General features: G+C 70.5%; 12 protein-coding genes and 1 pseudogene. 6 read left to right on the forward strand and 7 right to left on the reverse strand.

Annotated elements, in window-relative coordinates; all coding sequences use genetic code 11:
- Positions 1–290 (reverse strand): annotated as a pseudogene (locus tag ABZ857_RS42130) (SGNH hydrolase); the annotation flags it as partial.
- Between the two features lie 703 nt (positions 291–993).
- On the opposite strand from ABZ857_RS42130, the gene ABZ857_RS42135 reads away from it, so the two are divergent.
- The gene (locus ABZ857_RS42135; RefSeq protein ID WP_357055912.1) at positions 994–2448 is read left to right on the forward strand and encodes an endo-1,4-beta-xylanase; all 1455 of its coding nucleotides are present in this window, start codon (positions 994–996) and stop codon (positions 2446–2448) included.
- 58 nt (positions 2449–2506) lie between these two features.
- On the opposite strand, the gene ABZ857_RS42140 is transcribed toward ABZ857_RS42135, so the two are convergent.
- Together ABZ857_RS42140 and ABZ857_RS42145 are read right to left on the reverse strand one after the other, a co-directional pair.
- Positions 2507–3541 carry a LacI family DNA-binding transcriptional regulator gene (locus ABZ857_RS42140; protein ID WP_357055915.1) on the reverse strand — a complete coding sequence of 345 codons (1035 nt, stop codon included), beginning with the start codon at positions 3539–3541 and terminating at the stop codon, positions 2507–2509.
- A 121-nt stretch (positions 3542–3662) separates the two neighbouring features.
- Entirely contained in the window at positions 3663–4526 is an 864-nt protein-coding gene (locus ABZ857_RS42145; protein WP_357055917.1) for a helix-turn-helix transcriptional regulator, read from the reverse strand.
- Between the two features lie 87 nt (positions 4527–4613).
- Between ABZ857_RS42145 and ABZ857_RS42150 the strand changes: the two genes are divergently transcribed.
- The 3 genes from ABZ857_RS42150 (at position 4614) to ABZ857_RS42160 (ending at position 6515) form a co-directional block, all read left to right on the forward strand.
- Entirely contained in the window at positions 4614–5024 is a 411-nt protein-coding gene (locus tag ABZ857_RS42150) for an SRPBCC family protein (protein ID WP_357055920.1), read from the forward strand.
- A 67-nt stretch (positions 5025–5091) separates the two neighbouring features.
- The gene (locus ABZ857_RS42155; RefSeq protein WP_357055923.1) at positions 5092–6366 is read left to right on the forward strand and encodes an MFS transporter; all 1275 of its coding nucleotides are present in this window, start codon (positions 5092–5094) and stop codon (positions 6364–6366) included.
- Complete coding sequence (locus ABZ857_RS42160) at positions 6363–6515, forward strand: hypothetical protein (protein WP_357055926.1); 153 nt, start codon at positions 6363–6365, stop codon at positions 6513–6515. Before ABZ857_RS42155 ends, ABZ857_RS42160 begins: the two co-directional genes overlap by 4 nt.
- A 198-nt stretch (positions 6516–6713) precedes the next feature.
- On the opposite strand, the gene rox is transcribed toward ABZ857_RS42160, so the two are convergent.
- A complete protein-coding gene (rox, locus tag ABZ857_RS42165) occupies positions 6714–8138 on the reverse strand; it encodes a rifampin monooxygenase (RefSeq protein WP_357055982.1) in 1425 nt (474 codons plus the stop codon).
- Between the two features lie 451 nt (positions 8139–8589).
- Between rox and ABZ857_RS42170 the strand changes: the two genes are divergently transcribed.
- The gene (locus tag ABZ857_RS42170; protein ID WP_357055929.1) at positions 8590–9570 is read left to right on the forward strand and encodes an ATP-binding cassette domain-containing protein; all 981 of its coding nucleotides are present in this window, start codon (positions 8590–8592) and stop codon (positions 9568–9570) included.
- On the forward strand, positions 9567–10430 hold the full coding sequence (locus tag ABZ857_RS42175; RefSeq protein ID WP_357055932.1) for an ABC transporter permease: 864 nt from the start codon (positions 9567–9569) through the stop codon (positions 10428–10430). Before ABZ857_RS42170 ends, ABZ857_RS42175 begins: the two co-directional genes overlap by 4 nt.
- A 6-nt stretch (positions 10431–10436) precedes the next feature.
- On the opposite strand, the gene ABZ857_RS42180 is transcribed toward ABZ857_RS42175, so the two are convergent.
- From ABZ857_RS42180 to ABZ857_RS42190, 3 genes are all read right to left on the reverse strand, one after another.
- Positions 10437–13547 (reverse strand): BTAD domain-containing putative transcriptional regulator, encoded by a 3111-nt coding sequence (locus ABZ857_RS42180; protein WP_357055935.1) that lies wholly within the window; start codon positions 13545–13547, stop codon positions 10437–10439.
- A gap of 74 nt (positions 13548–13621) precedes the next feature.
- Complete coding sequence (gene rph, locus ABZ857_RS42185; protein ID WP_357055985.1) at positions 13622–16216, reverse strand: rifamycin-inactivating phosphotransferase; 2595 nt, start codon at positions 16214–16216, stop codon at positions 13622–13624.
- A 180-nt stretch (positions 16217–16396) separates the two neighbouring features.
- Positions 16397–18241 (reverse strand): helix-turn-helix domain-containing protein, encoded by a 1845-nt coding sequence (locus ABZ857_RS42190; RefSeq protein WP_357055938.1) that lies wholly within the window; start codon positions 18239–18241, stop codon positions 16397–16399.
- Positions 18242–18383: the final 142 nt, after the last annotated feature.

Consider the following 18383-nt stretch of genomic DNA (forward strand, 5'->3'; position numbering starts at 1 on the left):
GTGCGCGGGGTGAAGGTCCGCAGCCAGCCGGTGATGTTGGCGTCGATCTGGTCGATCCGCCACCCGGGGTGCCCCTCGTGGTCGTGGTCACCCAGGCCGGCGGGCCCGTTGTACTGCGACCCGACGAAGTCGATCGTGTAACGGCCCGCGGCCAGGCGCTGCCACAACCCGATCCGGTAGCCGCCGGGCACCTGGGTGCCCTCGGTGATCGAGTCGCCCAGCGGCATGACCCGCACCCCGCCGTTCGATTCGGCGCGGGCGACGGCCGGTGCCGTCGCCACGACGGTCATGGCCAGGAGCGCGGTGGTCAGCCGGCGTCTCCACCGTCTCCATCGGCCCGTGCCCCGCAGATATGTGAACGTTAACATTCTCGGTTGGTCAACCCCTCTCGATGACGATGAGGTGGGTGGGCGGCGATGCCGCCTCGGCCGACCCGCACATCTCCGGGGGCCGGGCTCTCGTAGCGCTCGTCGGCAGATCTGTTAGCGCTAACATCGGCTCAACGAGTCGACTGCTCCTCTCCTCGGGATGACCGGAGGTGGTGGTGCGCCGGAGCAAATACGACGCGACAAGTTTGCGTCAAGCTCCGGCTCCCGCCCTGTGCCGCCCCTGTGCCGCCCTGCCGACCGGCGCACGCGTCTCAACTGCCGCGACGAGGCGCGGACGCACCGGCAGGGGGAGGCGCGGTGATGAAACGTTCATCGAAACCCGCGTCGCGGGCGGCTTCCCGGCATGGGCCGGAAAATTACATCGACGATCGACGGCATACGTGCAGTGTGCGGGCCTTGATGCGGAAGCGGGCATCGAAACTTTCTGGAAACGCCCTTGACACTTTTCGTGATGATTTCCAGACTGACTCCCCAAGCGGCTTTCTCCTGCCGGGGTCGGTGGTGGGCGGCAGGGGCCGCAGTCTCGACGCGACGACGGCTCGCGTGCTGTTCCCGCGGGCGTCTATCCGCGTTCCCTCATCGATTCCGCAGTGGAGGCTCAGTCATGGGCGAAAACCTCTTACCCGCCGGCGGAGGGCGGCGACGGCCCGGCGGCGCCCGCCGGATGCTGGTCACCGGCGCCCTCGGCGCACTCGGCACGGTCACCGCACTCGCGGTGACCGTCCCCGCAGGCGCCGCCGCCGGCACGCTCGGCGCGGCGGCCGCCCAGAGCGGCCGTTACTACGGCGCCGCGATCGCGGCCGGTCACATGAACGACTCGACCTACGTGGCCACGTGGGACCGGGAGTTCAACGCCGTCACCCCGGAGAACGAGATGAAGTGGGACGCCACCGAGCCCTCCCGGGGCTCGTTCCGCTTCACCTCCGCCGACCAGATCGTCAGCCACGCCCAGAGCAAGGGCATGAAGATCCGCGGGCACACGCTGGTGTGGCACAACCAGCTGCCGAGCTGGGTCAGCGGCCTGTCGGCGAGCGACCTGCGCAGCGCGATGGTCAACCACATCAACAACGTGATGGGCCACTACAAGGGCAAGATCTACGCCTGGGACGTGGTCAACGAGGCCTTCGCCGACGGCGGCGCGGTCGGCACCCTGCGCAGCTCGGTGTTCACCCAGAAGCTCGGCAACGGCTTCATCGAGGAGGCCTTCCGGGCCGCGCGGGCGGCCGACCCGAACGCCAAGCTCTGCTACAACGACTACAACATCGACAACGCCACGGCCGCCAAGACCCAGGGCGTCTACAACATGGTCAAGGACTTCAAGGCCCGCGGCGTGCCGATCGACTGCGTCGGGCTGCAGTCGCACCTGTCGTCGGGATCGGTGCCGTCCAACTACCAGCAGAACATCGCCCAGTTCGCCGCGCTCGGCGTCGACGTCCAGATCACCGAGCTCGACATCGGCGGCTCGGGCTCGGCCCAGGCCGACGCCTACCGCCGCGTCACGCAGGCCTGCACGGCGGTGCCCCGCTGCACCGGCATCACGGTGTGGGGCGTCACCGACAAGTACTCCTGGCGCAGCGGCGACACCCCGCTGCTGTTCGACGGCAACTACACCAAGAAGCAGGCGTACACGGCCGTTCTCGACGCCCTCAACGCCGCGACCCCCAACACCAGCCCGTCCCCGAACACCAGCCCGTCTCCGAACACCAGCCCGAACACCAGCCCCTCCCCGCGTACCAGCCCGTCCTCGACGCCGTCTCCGGTCACGGGAGCGTGCTCGGCGACGATCGAGACGACCAACAGCTGGCCGGGCGGGTTCCAGTCGACGGTGACCGTACGGGCGGGCAGCGCGCCGGTCGACGGCTGGACCGTGAAGTGGACCTGGCCGAGCGGGCAGACCATCAGCAGCCTGTGGAACGGTGAGCAGAGCGTGTCCGGCTCCTCCGTGACCGTCCGCAACGCCTCCTACAACGGCTCCATCGCGGCGGGCTCGTCCACCACCTTCGGCTTCACCGCCAACGGCAGCGCGGCCACCCCGGCCGTCACCTGCACCAGCCCCTGACATCCTGGGCGATCACGGCCTCCGGTGCTGCGGACCCGCCGCACCGGAGGTCTCGCCTCTAGCGCTTCGGAGGCGCGGTGCTCTCGCGTACGACGAGGGTCGTGGCGAACTCCTTGCGGTTGTGGGGGAGGGATTCGCCACGGGCGAGCGTCACCAGCATGTCGGCCGCCGCCGCCGCCATCTCGGTCAGCGGCTGGTGGATCGTGGTCAGCGGCGGGATGGCCCACCGCACCGGGGGCATGTCGTCGAAGCCGACGACGCTGAGATCCTCCGGGATGCGCAGCCCCAACTGGTGGGCCGCATGGTAGACCCCGATGGCCTGGCCGTCGTTGGAGGCGAAGACGGCGGTGGGCGGATCGGACAGGCGCAGCAGCCGTCGCGTGTGCGTCAGGCCGTCCTCGATCTGGTAGTCGCCCTGGCAGATCAGGTCGGGGTCGACGGGCACGCCGGCCGTGTCGAGCGCGGCGCGGTAGCCGTCGAGACGGGCCCGGCTGGACAACGCGTGTGACGGCCCGGTGATGATGGCGATCCGCCGGTGGCCCAGCTCCAGCAGGTGGCGGGTGGCGGTGAGCCCGCCGTTCCAGTTGCCCGCGCCCACCGAGGGGACGCGGTGTCCCGGGTCGCCGGTCGGGTCCAGGAGGACGAGGGGGATCTTGTGGGTGGCGAGCCGCTCACGCTGGGTGTCGGTCAGGCTGGAGAAGACCGCGATGACGCCGGCGGGGCGGCGGCCGAGCACGTCCTCGAGCCAGTCGGCGCCGGGGATGTGGTTGCCCTGTAACTCGGAGATGGCCACGGCCATGTGATGCTCGCGCGCGACCTGCCCCACCCCCCGGGCGATCTCCGTGGGGTAGTCGCCCGCCAGTTCGTGGAAGACCAGCTCCAGCACGGCGGCCGGGCTGGAGCGCCGCCGCTGCCTGCGGAAGCCGTGCTCACGGATGAGGCCCTCGATCAGGGCGCGGGTCTCCGGCGCCACCGCGGACCGGCCGTTCACCACCTTGGAGACCGTCGCCTTGGACACTCCCGCGAGTTCGGCGAGCTGCGCGAGGGTCAGCGGCTCGGGTTCGGATGTGGGCGGCTCGTCGACAACGGTCACAAGGCGCAGTCTAACGTCGAGGCGCGAGTGTGGCCCTTAATGTTTCGGTGATCAATCGAATACTTTCAGTCGCCCAGCGCGTTCGTCCTGATGCGGAGGGCGAAAGCTTTCGACAGGGGGTCTATCCGGCGAGTGTCGGCATACCGAGCGCGGTGAGCGATGCGAGGCGTTCGGCGTCCTGGGTGCCGGGCTCGGCCGTGTAGACCATGATGCGCAAGTCGGCGCCCGCCACGGTGAGCACGTCGCAGTCCAGCGTGAGGGGGCCGACGTCCGGATGGTCGATGGTCTTGCGCGCGGCCTCGTGCCGGCCGACCGTGCCGGAATCCCACAGCTCGGCGAACCGCTCGCTGTTCGCGCGCAGATCCGCGACCAGCCGCCGCAGCCGCTGGTCGGCCGGATAGCGACTGGTTGCCGCGCGCAGGTCGGCGACCAGGGCCGTCTCGAACTCCCGCAGGGATTCCGGAGTGTGCCGGGCCCGGCTGCCGGGGCCGAGGAAATGCCGCCACACCGCGTTGCGCTGGTCGCCGTGCGAGTCCGACGGGTCGCCCATCAACGCGGCGTACGGCGGGTTCGCCAGGAGCAGCGTCCAGCACGCGTCGAAGACCGCGACGGGCGTGCCGGCCAGCCGGTCCAGCAGCCGCCGGACGCTCGGGGTGATGCGCGTCGGCACCGTCTCCCGGCCCGGCGGCGCGAGCCCCGCCAGCCGGAACAGGTGCGCACGTTCGGTGCCCGACAGCCGCAGGGCCCGGGCCAGGGCCTCGACGACCTGGGCCGACGGATTGGACGCGCGGCCCTGTTCGAGACGGGTGACGTAGTCGACGGAGATCCCGGCCAGCAGGGCCAGCTCCTCACGGCGAAGCCCGGCCGCGCGCCGGTGCCCGGCCGGGGGCAGCCCGGCGGTCTCGGGCGAGACCCGGTCACGCCAGCGGCGCACCGCCTTGCCGAACTCCCAGCCGAACTCCCCCGTCGTTCCCGCTGTCGCCATGCACACCAGTCTGCACGGGCCTGGCGTCTACGGACTGACGAGGGACGCGCGGCGGCGGGCAGTGGCCGATTCGGCATGATGGCGAACATGGCTTCAGAATCCAGGCACATCAGCGAGCGGATCGACCGGCACGCGGATGACGTCTACGAATACGCGTCGAACCCGGCCAACCTCCCGGAGTGGGCACCCGGGCTCGGCAGCTCGGTGGAGAACGTCGACGGACAGTGGTACGTGGAGAGCCCGTCGGGCCGGGTCCGCGTGGCCTTCGCGGAGCGCAACGAGTACGGCGTTCTCGACCACGACGTCACGCTGCCCTCCGGCGAGGTCGTCTACAACCCGATGCGGGTCATCCCGGACGGGGAGTCCTGCGAGGTGGTGTTCACCCTGCGCCGCCTCCCGGGGGTGAACGACGAGGACTTCGCCCGCGACGCGGGCCTCGTGCAGGCCGACCTCACCCGCTTGAAGCGCATACTCGAAGCCGCTCGTCAACGCGAGTGATCCCTACCTCCACGGCGAGGGGTCGTTCTCCTTGCAGGTTCCGCTCGATCGGGATTCATTGCGTAGCATGCGCAGTCCGACTGGTTCCGCGGGCGGGTCTCTGGCACGGAACCGCGAATTCCGCCTGCTGTGGCTCAGCTTCACGATGTCGGTGGCGGCCGACCAGATCTTCCCGGTCACGGTCACCATCGCGGCCCTCAACGCGGGTGGCACCGCCTCGACGGTCGGCGCGATCTTCACCTGCCGGTGGGTCGCGCTGATCGTGTTCGCGTTGCTCGGCGGGCTGTGGGCGGACCGGCTGCCGCGCCGTACCGTGATGGTCGCCTCGCTGGGTTTCCAATGCTGCGTGGCCGCCGTCGGGTTGTGCGGTGAGGCGTCGACATGGCTCCTCGCGCTCCTGGTCTTCCTGGTCGGAGGGGCGGAGGCGTTCCACCGGCCCGCGTACCAGGCCTGCTTGTCATCGGTCCTCACCCCCGCCCAGCGTCCGGCCGGCGCGGCGCTCACGGCCGTCTCCTGGCGGCTGGGCGCCATCATCGGGCCCGGTCTCGGCGCGTATGTGGTGACGGCGTGGTCCGCCGGGATCGGATTTCTCGCCGTGCTGGCGGCCTATCTGCTCGGCCTCGTCCTTCTCCTGCCGCTGCGCGAACCCGTCGTCACGCCGGGGCGGCGGGCGTCCGCCGTACGGGAGATCGCCGACGGCCTCTCCGAGGTCGTACGGCGGCGGTGGGTCCTGGGGGTGATCGTCGCCGTCGCGCTCCAGCAGATGCTCACGATCGCGCCGGCGCAGGTCCTGCTGCCTCTCGTCTCCCGCGAGACCTTCGGCGGCGACGCCGTGTACGGAACCGCCCTCGCCCTGCTGTCGGCCGGCGGCCTGGCGGGCGGGCTCATCAGCATGAGATGGAAACCCGGCCGGCCGGGGCTGGCCGCGATCGGCGGGCTCGCCCTCTACGGCGTCGTGCCGCTCGCGCTCACCTGGCCGATGTCGCCGGAATTCGTGTACGCGTGTTACGTGGTCGCGGGCCTGGGGCTGGAGATCTTCGCCGTGCAGTGGGTGGTGAACCTCCAGAGGGAGATCCCGCCGGAGCGCCTCGCCCGGGTCACCTCCGTGGACTGGCTGGCCGCCTCGGTCATGACGCCCCTCGGCCTCACGCTGACCGGTCCGGTCAGTGCGGCGATCGGCCGTCCGACGCTGCTGGCGATCGGCGCGGTCGCCGGGTTCGCCGTGCCGCTGGCCACTTTCCTCCTCCGCGGGATGACGCGCTTCCAGAGCGACGTCACCGCGCTCGGCGGGGACAGCACTCAGGAGGCGGCCACCTCGCTGAAGTACGGTCACAGCCCATGAGGATCCTCATCGTGGGCGGCAGCGGCTTTCTCGGCCGCGAACTCGCGCGGCAGTCCGCGGCGGACGGCCATGTCGTGGCCGCGACCTGTCTGACTCGAACGGGAACGGCCGCGGGAGTCGAAGCTCGGTTGTCTTGTCGCGCGGCGTGACGGCATCGATCCGGCGCGGCTTCCGTACGGCCGGCGCGCTGACACCGGCCTGCCCGGGCCGCTCGACGTGCGGTTGGACTGCGGCCTGACCCAGCGGCACCTGAAGACCAGGCTGCGCGGTGCGCGGGAGTTCCTGAGAGGTCCGGTGGGGCCCCGGTGACGACGGTTCGGTGACGGCGGTTCGATGACGGCGGGTGATCAGTCGGCGGGCTTGCCGAACCAGCGGGAGAGGTGGTCGTCCAGGTCCCCCTGATCGTCGCCGATCCAGGCGACGTGGCCGTCGGGGCGTAGCAGGACGCACGGAACATCCAGCACCGCAGTGGGATCCGCGAGGTAGTCGACCCGGTCTGACCAGCCGCCGACGGTCAGGCGTTCGGTGCGGTCCAGCAGCAGGCCGCGGCCGCGATGCAGCAGACCGTAGAGGTGGCCCTGTTTCACGTCGATGTCGCGCAGGCGGCGGCCGAGCAGGTCGGGGCCTTCGCCGAAGTCGTAGCGGATGCCGATCGCGGTGATCTTCTCGATCAGATAGCGGTTCACCTCGTCGAAGTCCATCAGTTCGGTGAGCAGCCTGCGCACGGCCTGCGGGCCCGGTTCGGCGGACAGCAGTTCCATCTGGGCGCGGGTGTTGTCCAGCACGTCCTCGGCGACCGGATGACGTTCGGCCTGGTAGGTGTCCAGCAGTGTTTCCGGGGCCCAGCCGCGGATCTGTGCGGCCAGTTTCCAGCCGAGGTTGAATGCGTCCTGAACGCCCAGGTTGAGGCCCTGCCCGCCGGTGGGTGGATGGATGTGGGCCGCGTCGCCGGCCAGCAGCACCCGCCCGACCCGATACCGTTCGGCCAGCCGGGTGGCATCCCCGAAGCGGGACATCCAGCGCGGGGAGTGCACGCCGAAATCGGTTCCGGCGATGGCGCGCAACTGTTGTTTGAAATCCTCGAGGGTGGGCGGTTCCGTGCGGTCGCCGACTCCCGCGGCGGGGACTACGACGCTGTAGACCCCTTCGCCGAAGGGCCGCAGCCAGAATCGCTGATGGGTCTCGCGGGTTTCGGCCACCTTGGCGGCGATCTCCTCCTGCGGCACACCCACTTCCATCTCGCCCATCAGCGTCTCGGTCCGTGCGGGCTCGCCGGGGAAGCCGACACCGAGGAGTTTGCGCACCATACTGCGCGCGCCGTCACAGCCGACGAGGTAGCGCGAACGCAGCTGTTCCCCGTCGGCCAGCTCGACGGTCACACCCTCGTCGTCCTGCTCGAAACCGGCCACCGCACAACCGCGCCGGACCTGGGCACCCAGTTCGATCGCATGTTCTTCGAGCAGGTGAACGATGACCGGCTGCGGGATGCCCAGCAGATAGGCGTACGCGGAATCCAGGCCCTTGGGCGCGGGTTTGGGGATGGCGGCGAAGAAACCGCCGGCCGGACGCCGTCTTCCATGCTGGAGAATGCGATCCAGAAGTCCGCGCATCGCCATCAGCTCGAGACTGCGAATATGCAGACCGACTATGCGGACGAACGACGCGGGCTCGGTTTCCTTCTCCAGAACGAGTACCCGCACATCGTGCAGCCGCAGTTCGGCGGCCAGCATCGCACCGGTCGGCCCACACCCGGCGATGATCACATCGAAGATGAGGGGCGGGCGATCGGCGCCGGAGGCCGGCGACCAGAGTCCGGGGACGTCGCCCACCGTGGAGTCACGCTCGACCCTGTCGTTCGACGGCGGTTCGGCGGCGACCTGCTGAGAGTGCATTGGTGTTGCCTTTCGGGAGTGCCTTGTTGGCGAGGCGCTCCCGGCGACACCTACCTCGATCGCCCGACCGTGACGGGAAGGGGGAGCACCCACATCGATACAGCGTTCATGGGTCTCACCTCCTCGGGCGGTGTCGCGGTCAACGGCAAGCTACAAGCCCGAGCATCATCCCGTCGAGTCCTTTTCCCCGCCACGTGATCACGACTCCACCCCCACAGCTGGTGAAACCGCCAGGTCGGAGGTGAAACCAGCGTGAAGCCGCGATGAAGCCGGCAACGCGGAAGCTCTCCTCGGACGCCGGGAGGTACCCGGCGGAGAGAGGAGACGCGTCATGGCGGACCTCAGTGCCGTCCGGGCCGACAGTCTGGTCAAGAACTTCGGAGACTTCCGGGCCGTGGACGGCATCGACCTTCACGTACGGCAAGGCGAGATCTTCGGGGTCCTGGGCCCGAACGGAGCGGGTAAGACCACGATGCTCCGGATGCTCGCCACCCTGCTCCCGATCGACGGCGGCCATGCGGAGATCTTCGGCGTCGACGTCCGGCGGGAACCCCACCGCATCCGGCAGCTGGTGGGCGTCACCGGCCAGTACGCCTCGGTGGACGAGGACCTGACCGCCCGGGAGAACCTCTGGCTGTTCGCCCGCCTGCAGGGCCTGCCGAGCGCCCGAGCCAAGAGCATCGCCGGTGACCTGCTCGAACGCTTCGACCTCCAGGAGGCGGCCGACCGCCCCCTGTCCCAGTTCAGCGGCGGCATGCGCCGCAGGCTCGACCTGGCGTCGAGCCTGATCACCCGCCCACCCCTGATCTTCCTGGACGAGCCCACCACCGGCCTCGACCCGAGAACCCGAGGTCAGATGTGGGACACCATCCGCGAGCTGGTCATCGACGGTTCCACGATCCTCCTGACCACCCAATACCTGGACGAGGCCGACCAGCTGGCCGACCGCATCGCGGTGATCGACCGAGGCCGGAAGGTCGCCGAGGACACCCCCGACGCCCTGAAGACCCAGGTCGGAGACTCGACCCTGCAGCTCAGGCTCGCGGACGGTGCCGACACCGCCCTGGCCGCGGACGTCGTCCGCCGGCTGCTGGGTGAGGAGCCGGTCCTGACCCCGGAATCGGGACGAATGAACATCCCCCTTCCCGACCCCGACCGGGCCGCGGACGTCCTGATCGGCCTGAGACAAGCAGGCCTCGGCATCTCCTCGGTAAGCGTCGCCAAGCCGACGCTGGACGAGGTCTTCCTGGCGCTGACCGGCCACGGCGCCGACGAACCCCAGATGGAGCCCCAGATGGAGGCGGCCCGATGACCACGAGCACCGCGACCTCGACCACCGCGACCCCGACCACCCGCGACCCCCAGCGCATCGACCCGTCCGCCGTGGTCGCCCGCACCACGTCCCGCAGCTCGCTGCAGGCAACCTGGGTCCAGATCCTGGCGATGGCATGGCGGGCCCTGAAGAAGATGCGTCGCAAGCCCGAGCAGTTCTTCGACGTCCTCATCCAGCCCTTGCTGTTCACGGCGATGTTCGCGTTCATCTTCGGCGGCGCGATCTCCGGCAGCGTGTCGAACTATCTCCCGATACTGATCCCCGGCATCCTCGCCCAGACGGCCCTGACCGTCTGCATGGCGACAGGCGTGCAGCTGCGCGAAGACATGGACAAGGGGGTCTTCGACCGCTTCAAGTCCCTGCCGATCGCGAGGATCGCACCCCTGGCCGGCCCGATGATCGCCGACCTGATCCGTTATGGCATCGCGTCGGTGCTGACGGTCGTCACCGGCCTGCTCATCGGTTATCGCCCCGGTGGCGGCGTGCTCGGCTGCGTCGGCGGCGTCGCGCTCACGGTGGTCGCGGGCTGGTCGCTGGCGTGGATCTTCACCTGGCTGGGCACGATGGCGCGCTCGGCGCAGAGCGTTCAGGGGATCTCGATGATGATCATGTTCCCGCTCACCTTCCTGTCCAACGCCTTCGTCCCCGCCAGGACGCTGCCCGGCTGGCTTGAGGCGTTCGTGAAGGTCAACCCGGTGTCGCACGTCGTCTCCGCGGTGCGCGACCTGTTCAACGACGGGGCCGTGACGGCCGAGGTCGGCTGGGCGGTCATCGGCTGCGCGGTCGTCGTCGCGATCTTCGCTCCCCTGGCGGTCCGCTCGTACTCCCGCAAGATGTAGCCGGTGTCAGACCACCCGCCGCAGGACGGCGCGAACCTCGCCCAGCAGGTCGGGGCCGCGCCGTTCGCCATATTCGGCCTCGATCCGGGAGATGGCGCCGGGGGCGACCCGTTCGGCGTGCGCGGACAGCACCGACCACTGCATCGTCGGGGTGAACCGGTTGTAGGCGAACCGGTCGGCGAGCACGAGCAGCCGCACCGCCTCCTCGACCGGCAGCGCCCCCTTCAGCAGGCCCCAGATGCCCAGCCCGGCGAGCACCATCCCCATCACCGGGTAGTCCTTGTTGGCGGGGTCCGGGCCGAACACGACCATGACTTTGGCCCGCAGCGACTCGAAGAGGTCCGCGCCGTCGTCGCCCTCGCCGTACTGCGCGAACGCCGAGAGCGCGATGACCTCGCCCAGGACGGCCCACGGTGTGAAATCGTCCACCGGCCCCGGGACGCGCCGGTTCCGGAGCACCTCGGCGGTCTCGCGGTGCCGCCGCAACCCCACGGCGATGTCGCCGTCGGCGAGGGCCAGCTCAGCTCTGCCGGCGGCGACCGCCAGGGCCTCGCCGTAGGTGCCCTGGGAGGCGAGCGCCTCCATGTCGTCGAGCATCCGTGCGGCGTCGTCGCGGCGGCCCTCGGCGAGCGCCGCCATGGCGAGGCCGGCGCGGATCTGGATGGCGTCGTCCACCGCCCCGAGGCGTTCGAGCACCGGGAGCGCCTGGGCGGCATGCCTGGAGGCAGACGCGGTGTCACCGAGGTGCGCGTACAGGCCCGCCAGTTGGGTGTGCAGCACCGCCCGATGCCAGGGGCCGCCGTCATCGCCGACGAGTTCGAGGGCGGCCCGGGCGGCTTCGATCGCGCCGACCGGGTCGCCGACGTTCTCCCGGCCGTGGCTCAGCCAGTGCAGCGCGATCCGGCGGATCATGGGGTCGGGATCGACGGCGAGCTTCTCCAGGCCGCGCCCGGGATCCGACACCATGGTGAGCAGCGCGGTCACCAGTGCCCGGACGGCCGGGTTCGCCGAGTCGGCGCCCAGCCCGGACAGCAACTGCGTCAGCGTCCCGGTCTCTTCGAAGGAGACGATGGTGGTGCTGAACAACGCGATGCTCAGGGCCAGCCGGGTCCGGTCGAGGAGCCGGGGCGGAGGCGTCCATCCACCCAGGGCGGCGGCGACGGCCGGGGTGAGGACGATGCTGCGCGTGTGGTCCCCGCGGATCGTCCAGTAGCCGCCCAGAGCGGAGAACAGCACCACGACCGCTTCCGGGTCGGGGTCGGCGAGGGCCTCGCGCAGGATGTCGGCGAGGTTCGTCTCCTCACAACGCAGCCGGTCCATCGCGTCGACCTGCTGAGGCGAGTACAGCCTGGCGCCGTGCCGGTCGGCGTGCCCGACGGCCCAGGCGCGTACGGCGGCCCGCGCGTCGGCGGTCTCGCCGGCCGACTCCAGCCGCACCCGGCCGAACTCGCGCACCGTCTCGAGCATGCGGTAGCGGACGCCGTCGGCCGTCTCCACGACCGTGAGCAGGGACTGCTCGACGAGCTCCTCGACGTCGCCGAGAGCGTCGTCGCCGAGCACCTCCTCCGCCGCGTCGAGGGTGAATCCGTCCGGGAAGGCCGAGAGGCGGCGGAGGGCCCGGCGCTCCCGCTCGCCCAGAAGGTTCCAGGACCAGTCGATCACCGCCAGCAGCGTCTGGTGCCGGAAGGGGGCGCTCCGGTCACCGCCGCGCAGGAGCGAGAACCTGTCCTCCAGCCGCCGGGCGATCTCGACCGGTGACATCACCCGCACCTTGGCGGCGGCCAGCTCGATCGCGAGCGGCAGGCCGTCCAGGCGGGCCACGACGGCGCGTACGTCATCCTCGTCGAGGCGCACACCGGGCCGGGCCGCGGTCGCGCGGTCGCGGAACAGCTCGACGGCGTCACCGGTTCCCAGCTGGGGCAGCGGATAGACGCGTTCGGCGGCGATCGCCAGCGGCGAGCGGGTCGTGGTGAGGACGCGCAGCTCCCGTGTGGTCGCGGTCAGATAGGCGACCAGATCGGCGACCGCCTCCACCAGATGCTCGCAGTTGTCGAGCACCAGCAGCGTCGGGGCCAGATCGAGCTGCTGGGCGATCCGGGCCCGGACGTCGGCGCGCTGCTGGGGGGTGAGCGTGCGGCGTCCGGTCACCGAGTCGCGGACGCCGAGCGCCGACCCGACCTCGCCGACCAGGTCCTCGGGCGCGGTCACGCCGACCAGCTCGACGAAATGCACCACCGGCTGCGGGGCCTCGCGGGCGACGGCATGGGCCAGCCGGGTCTTGCCGAGCCCGCCGGGACCGAGGATCGAGACCACCCGGGAGGCGGCGAGCAGTGCCCGCACTCGTCGGAGGTCGTCGTCGCGCCCGAGCAGCGGGGTCGTGTCGAACCGCACGCCGGCGCGCACGGGGCTGTCGAGCGCCAGCAGCTCGCGATGGACCCGCCGCAGCTCCGGGCCGACGTCGGTGCCGAGCCGGTCGCGCAGGTCCGACCGGTAGCGCTCGAAGCGGTCCAGCGCGGCGCCCGTCCCGCGCACCGCCGCCTCGCTGCGCAGGAGGTCGGCGAGCAGCCCCTCGTCCTCGGGGTGGACCCGCACAGCCTCCTCGAGCTCGGGCAGGGCGGGGCCGTGGTCGCCGCTCCGGCTACGGGCCCGGGCGAGCACGACCCGCGCGGACGCCAGGTCGCGTTCCGCGCGCCGGCGCACCTCGGCCAGCGGGCCGCCGCCCTCGGGCGGCAGCGCCCCGACGCCCAGCGCGAGCGCCTCCTCAGCCGCCGCGGCCGCCGCGGCCGGATTCTCGACGAGCAGTGCCCGCGCCCGGTTCGCCAGACCGTGCAGCCGGCCGGCGTCGACCCGGTCGGGCGGAACCTCGAGCCGGTAGCCGCTCCCTTCTGTGACCAGCGCCTCCGACCCCACGACCGACCTGGTCCGGGACACCAGGACCTGCAGCGCCTTCGCCGGATTGGCCGGTTCGCTGTCCCCCCACACCTCCGCGACGAGCTGGTCCGCGTTCACGGTCCGGCAGGCGAGCGCGAGGGCTGCGAGCAGCGCCTGAGCCCTCTCGCCGACCACCGGCTGCCCCCGCCACCGCACACCGTCGAGCAGGCTCAGGTAGATGGGCATGGCGCAAGTTTAGGCTTGGCCACGCCAACCACTCGGGTGCGGCGGCCGCACGGCGCCGCGGAGCGCCGCCCGCTTCAGGTGAGGATCTGGACGTACCCGTCGGTTCCGTGAACGCGGATCCGCTGCCCGTCCCGGATCAGCCGGGTGGCCTGCTCCACACCCACGACGGCCGGCAGGCCGTACTCCCGCGCGATCACCGCCCCGTGCGTCATAAGGCCGCCCACCTCCGTCACCAGCCCGGCGGCGGCGACGAACAGGGGGGTCCAGCTGGGGTCGGTGTAGGCGGTGACCAGGATGTCGCCCGCCTCGAGGTCGGCCTGTGCCATGTCCGTGACGACACGGGCACGGCCCTCGACGGTCCCGGCCGAGACCGGGAGGCCGGCCAGCGCGCCGGGCGGGGCGTCGTCACGCCGATACCGGCCGGTGATGGCCTCGCCGTCCGACGTGAGGACCCTGGGCGGTGTGAGCGCCTCGTACGACCGGAACGCCTCCCGCCTCTCCAGAATGAGTTCGGCGTCCACCTCGTCGGTGCGCACGACTTCTCGCAACTCCTCGAGCCGGAGGAAGAAGATGTCTTCCTTCTCGCGCAGGATGCCGGACTGGACGAGGCGATCGGCTTCCCGCAGCAACGCCTGCTTGTAGACGAAGTAGCGGCTGACCATGCCGTACTTGGGGTACTCCCGGTATCCGGCGAAGGCGCGGACGCGGTCGATCATCCGCTTGGTCTCCTCGGCCTTCTGCTCCCCGTCGGGCAGGGCGCGCAGGCGCGTCAGCAGTTCCTGTTCTTTCCGTAGTGACTGTTGGCGTCCTTCTTCGAAGCGTCGCTTGCCGGCGCCCGGCTCGAAGTTCCTGATGTTGCCGAGAATGGTGGGCACGAGCGTGGCGGGATGCTCGCTCCAGCGTGTTCTGGTGATGTCGATCTCGCCCGCGCAGCGCATGCCGTACTCGTCGAGGTAGCCCCGGATGGCGTCACGCGCTTCCCGTCCGCCGGGCAGCCCGGCCAGTTCGTCCAGGAAACCGTCGCCCTCCCGGCCTTCGTCCGCGACGCGCTGCAAGAACGCCACGACGTCCGCGTACGGCCGGATCGCGTCCGCGACGTCGAGGAGCGCGAGCCCCATCTCCGACGTGACGTTGTGGGGGACGGACTGCGTGAGCGTGTCGGCCGCGTTCTTCTCGCCCAGCCACGCCTCGAGGTGGTCGTTGAGCCACCAGGCCGCCTCCATCCCCGCCATGATCACCTGGGAGCTCCGCGGATCGAACAGGATGCGCTTCAGCTCTGCGATGTCGGCCAGGATGAAGTCGAGCAGCGCCGGCCCGGACAGACCCTGGATCTCGCGCCGCAGGGTGGCGACGGACGCCTGACTGTGCCGGATCAGCTGGGTGACGACGGCCGGATCGGTCTCGATCGGGGCGGGGGCGTCACCCGCGGGTGCGGGGCCGGAACCTTCGTCCGGAAGCGAGCGGACAAAACCGCGGTCGAGGACGGTCTGCAGCGCGTCCCGAACCAGCGGGTCGGAGTTCCCAAAGGTCCCGAGGAGGCGCGCGCGGCCCACGGGTGTCGCCAGGACGGGGGCCACGTCGACGAACAACCGTCCGCCCGCCTCGTGCATCGGCCGTGGGGTCGTCAGCTGCCACAGGGACAGTCCCAGCGGCTTCATCGCGTCGGTCATCATCTGCTGGTGACCGACGGAGACGTAGACGTGGTTCTCCTGGTCATCGGTCGTGGGGACGGGGAACAGGGTGGTGATCGCCCGGCTCTGGACGATGTGGAAGTCGTCGCCGGCCAGGCACCATTCGATGTCCTGGGGCCGGCCGAAGTGCGCTTCGATTCGCCGGCCCAGCCGCACCAGGCGCACGACTTGTGCATCCGTCAGAGCCGGCCGCGTCTGCCGCTGCGGCTCGACGGGTGCGTCCTGCGTACCGCCTCCCGGCGACGCCTGGACGAACCGCGGCTTGGTGGCGACCGTTCTGGTGATGACCTGGTCGTCACGCACGGTGTAGACGTCCCCGGCGACCAGACCGGAGACAAGCGCCTCGCCGAGCCCCCAACCCGCTTCCACGGTGGCGATCTTCCGGTTCGAGGTCACGGGGTCCGCGGTGAACAGGATCCCGGCCGCGTCCGGGAACACCATCCGCTGGACGACCACGGCCATCCGCACCTTCCGGTGGTCGAAGCCGTTACGGCGCCGGTAGGTCACCGCCCGCTCGGTGAACAGCGAGGCCCAGCACCGCCGTACGTGCCGGAGGATCGCCGGTAGGCCCACGATGTTCAGGTACGAGTCCTGCTGGCCGGCGAAGGACGCGGTCGGCAGGTCCTCGGCCGTGGCGCTGGAACGCACCGCGTAGGAGGCGTGCTCCCCGAGCCGGGCGAGCGATTCGCTGATCGCTGCCACGAGATCGTCGGGCATCGCGACGCCTTCGACGACGCCGCGGATATCCGCGCTCAAAGTGCGGATCGCCGCGCGGTCGTCCGGTTCCACGCGCGACAGCAGGTCGAGTTGAGCGTCGATCGACGGCGCCTCGGCCACGACCCGCTGGAAGGCGTCCGTCGTGACGCAGAAGCCGTCCGGCACGCGGACACCATCGATTCGCGAGAGCTCGCCGAGGTGCGCCCCCTTCCCGCCGACGTCTGCGACATGCGTCGAGTCGATGTGCTCGAAACCCATCACGTAGCCCAATTCCGTTGCTCCATCGTTGGCCGGGTTGGTTCGCAACGGGCAAGTATGAAGCACTTTTCGGCGCCTCATGAGGCGCGAGAATGCGATATACAGTGAAAGTGGAGGGGAGCGGTGTGCGCCGCCCGCGCGGCCTGAGCCGTCTGGTCCGGCCTTCCGGCTTTCGCCTTTCGACTAAGCCCGCTTCAAGCCGGCCCGTACCGCGCCTCCGCCCCTGGGCCCCGGTCGCGGGTCACGTCTCGTCGCCACCTGCTCCCGGACGTCGATGCCGTAAGTCTGGATCTTGCGGTAGATCGTCGCTCGCGAGATGCCCAGGAGGGCCGCCGCCCTGGCCTTGTCGCCGGCCGCTTCGATCAGTGCGCGGGCGATGGCGTCACGCTCGACGGCCTCCATCGGAGTCAGGATCCGGCGCGTGATCGCGTGGCACTGCTCGGGCAGGTCGCCGATCTGGATCTGCCCTGCGCGGCGTCTGAGCAGGGCGGCCCCCAGCACCCGGTCGAGCTCGGCGACGTTCCCCGGCCATGCCATGCGGAGCAGCACCTGCATGGCCTCTCCCGAACAGGTCACCTGCCGTTCGCGTTGCCGTCGCTGTAGCAGCGCGGGAACGATCTCACGAAGGTCGTCGATGCGGTGACGCAGGGGTGGCACCGTGACCGTGACCGGGAAGAAGTCGTGAAGCTCCTTCACCGCGGCACTGGTCTCGTCCGTCGCGGTCGCGGTCACCCATGTCCCAGATGCCGCGACCTCGGCCTCCTCTTGCAGCGTCTGGGTGAGCAACCGCGCGGTGGCGGAGTCCAAGCGGTCGACACGGCGCAGGATGACCGTCGCGCAGGGCTCGCGCAGGTGGGAGCGGAGCAGGTCCAGCCAAGCGAGGACGTCCGGGCCGCAGTCGGCGGCGTCCAGCACTCCCACATGAGACGAGGGGAAGCAGCGGCGGTGGGCCGCTTCCGCGATCGCCAGCTTTCCCACCCCCGGCTCGCCGAGGAGCAGCGTCCAGGTACGCGCGCGGCATCGGGTTTCGACCTGGTGGCAGGCATTGAGCCAGGAGGGATGGTGACCGGCCAGACCGCCCCAGGGAGCCTCGGGCCGTGGTGGGACACGGACGCTCTGGCCCGGTTCGCGGTTGAGGTTGATCTCGATCACCGCCCCCGCGGCGACCATGCCCACCTCGACCGGCCGGTAGCGTACCCGCGCCATCTGCCCGCTGGACAGAACGATGCTGTCCACCGCGTCTCGTCGCGAAGCCAGTAGCTCCAGCGCGCGGTCGCGGAGCCTTGCCTGGTCATTCGGCTGGAGCAGCTGTGCGGCGGCGGGGTTGGTGATGACGAGCCGGTCGCTCACGGTCACGATGGGTCTGCCGGCCCTTCTCGTCGCCGAGAGGAACTCAGCCAGCAGCGCCCGCTCCCGCTGGGTGCTGTCCTCCAGCAGGCGTTGCGCGATATCGGCCGCGGCCTCCTGGACGAGTGCGGTCATCAGCGGGCTGGAGTGAGCGGAACGGCAGGTGAGATCGATGACCCCTTCGACGCGGCCGCTGAGCGGATGCCGGATGGGCGCCGCCGCGCACGACATTCCCTGCAGAAGGGTGGAGTAGTGTTCGGCGCCGAAAACGTGCGAGGCCCGCTTGTCCTCCAGCGCCGTGCCGATGCCGTTGGTTCCCACGTATTCCTCGGCGTAACTGAATCCGACCGCCAGCCGGATCCGGTCGAGGAGCCTGTTGAGCGTCTTGTCCCCCGCCCTGCGCGCGATCACGCGACCGCGCGCGTCGGTGAGGATCACGGTCATCGGCGTTCCGGCCAGCGCCGACTCGAGCCGGTCCAGAACAGGCCGCGCCGCCAGGCCGAGCGATGTCCCGGGATCCACGTCCGGCCGGTACGGGGGATCCAGCTTGTCCACGTCCACCCCGAAGAACTGGGAGCGGCGCCAGGAGACCTCGATCGGCTCACGTACGCGCACACCGTTGAGGTCGCCTGCTTCGATGAAGCGTTCTCGTGCTTGGGCGGTCAGCCTCGAGGCACCCATCACCCGCATCGCCTCCCTGGAGCGCCGGACCAAGGATTCAGAATGTGACACCGAAGTTACGCCGAGGCTACGCCCCGGTTGATCCTCACGGTAGAGCGAGTGCCGTCACCCGCCTGTCTCAAGATGAGACGCCGCGCCGTCT

This window comes from Microbispora sp. NPDC046933, from assembly GCF_040644635.1.
Classification (GTDB): Bacteria; Actinomycetota; Actinomycetes; order Streptosporangiales; family Streptosporangiaceae; genus Microbispora.

Coding starts and splice junctions, on each gene's coding strand:
- ABZ857_RS42135 (WP_357055912.1), top strand. CDS start 994: ATGGGCGAAAACCTCTTACCCGCCGGCGGAGGGCGGCGACGGCCCGGC.
- ABZ857_RS42145 (WP_357055917.1), bottom strand. CDS start 4,526: ATGGCGACAGCGGGAACGACGGGGGAGTTCGGCTGGGAGTTCGGCAAG.
- ABZ857_RS42150 (WP_357055920.1), top strand. CDS start 4,614: ATGGCTTCAGAATCCAGGCACATCAGCGAGCGGATCGACCGGCACGCG.
- ABZ857_RS42155 (WP_357055923.1), top strand. CDS start 5,092: ATGCGCAGTCCGACTGGTTCCGCGGGCGGGTCTCTGGCACGGAACCGC.
- ABZ857_RS42160 (WP_357055926.1), top strand. CDS start 6,363: ATGAGGATCCTCATCGTGGGCGGCAGCGGCTTTCTCGGCCGCGAACTC.
- ABZ857_RS42170 (WP_357055929.1), top strand. CDS start 8,590: ATGGCGGACCTCAGTGCCGTCCGGGCCGACAGTCTGGTCAAGAACTTC.
- ABZ857_RS42175 (WP_357055932.1), top strand. CDS start 9,567: ATGACCACGAGCACCGCGACCTCGACCACCGCGACCCCGACCACCCGC.
- ABZ857_RS42180 (WP_357055935.1), bottom strand. CDS start 13,547: ATGCCCATCTACCTGAGCCTGCTCGACGGTGTGCGGTGGCGGGGGCAG.
- ABZ857_RS42190 (WP_357055938.1), bottom strand. CDS start 18,241: ATGGGTGCCTCGAGGCTGACCGCCCAAGCACGAGAACGCTTCATCGAA.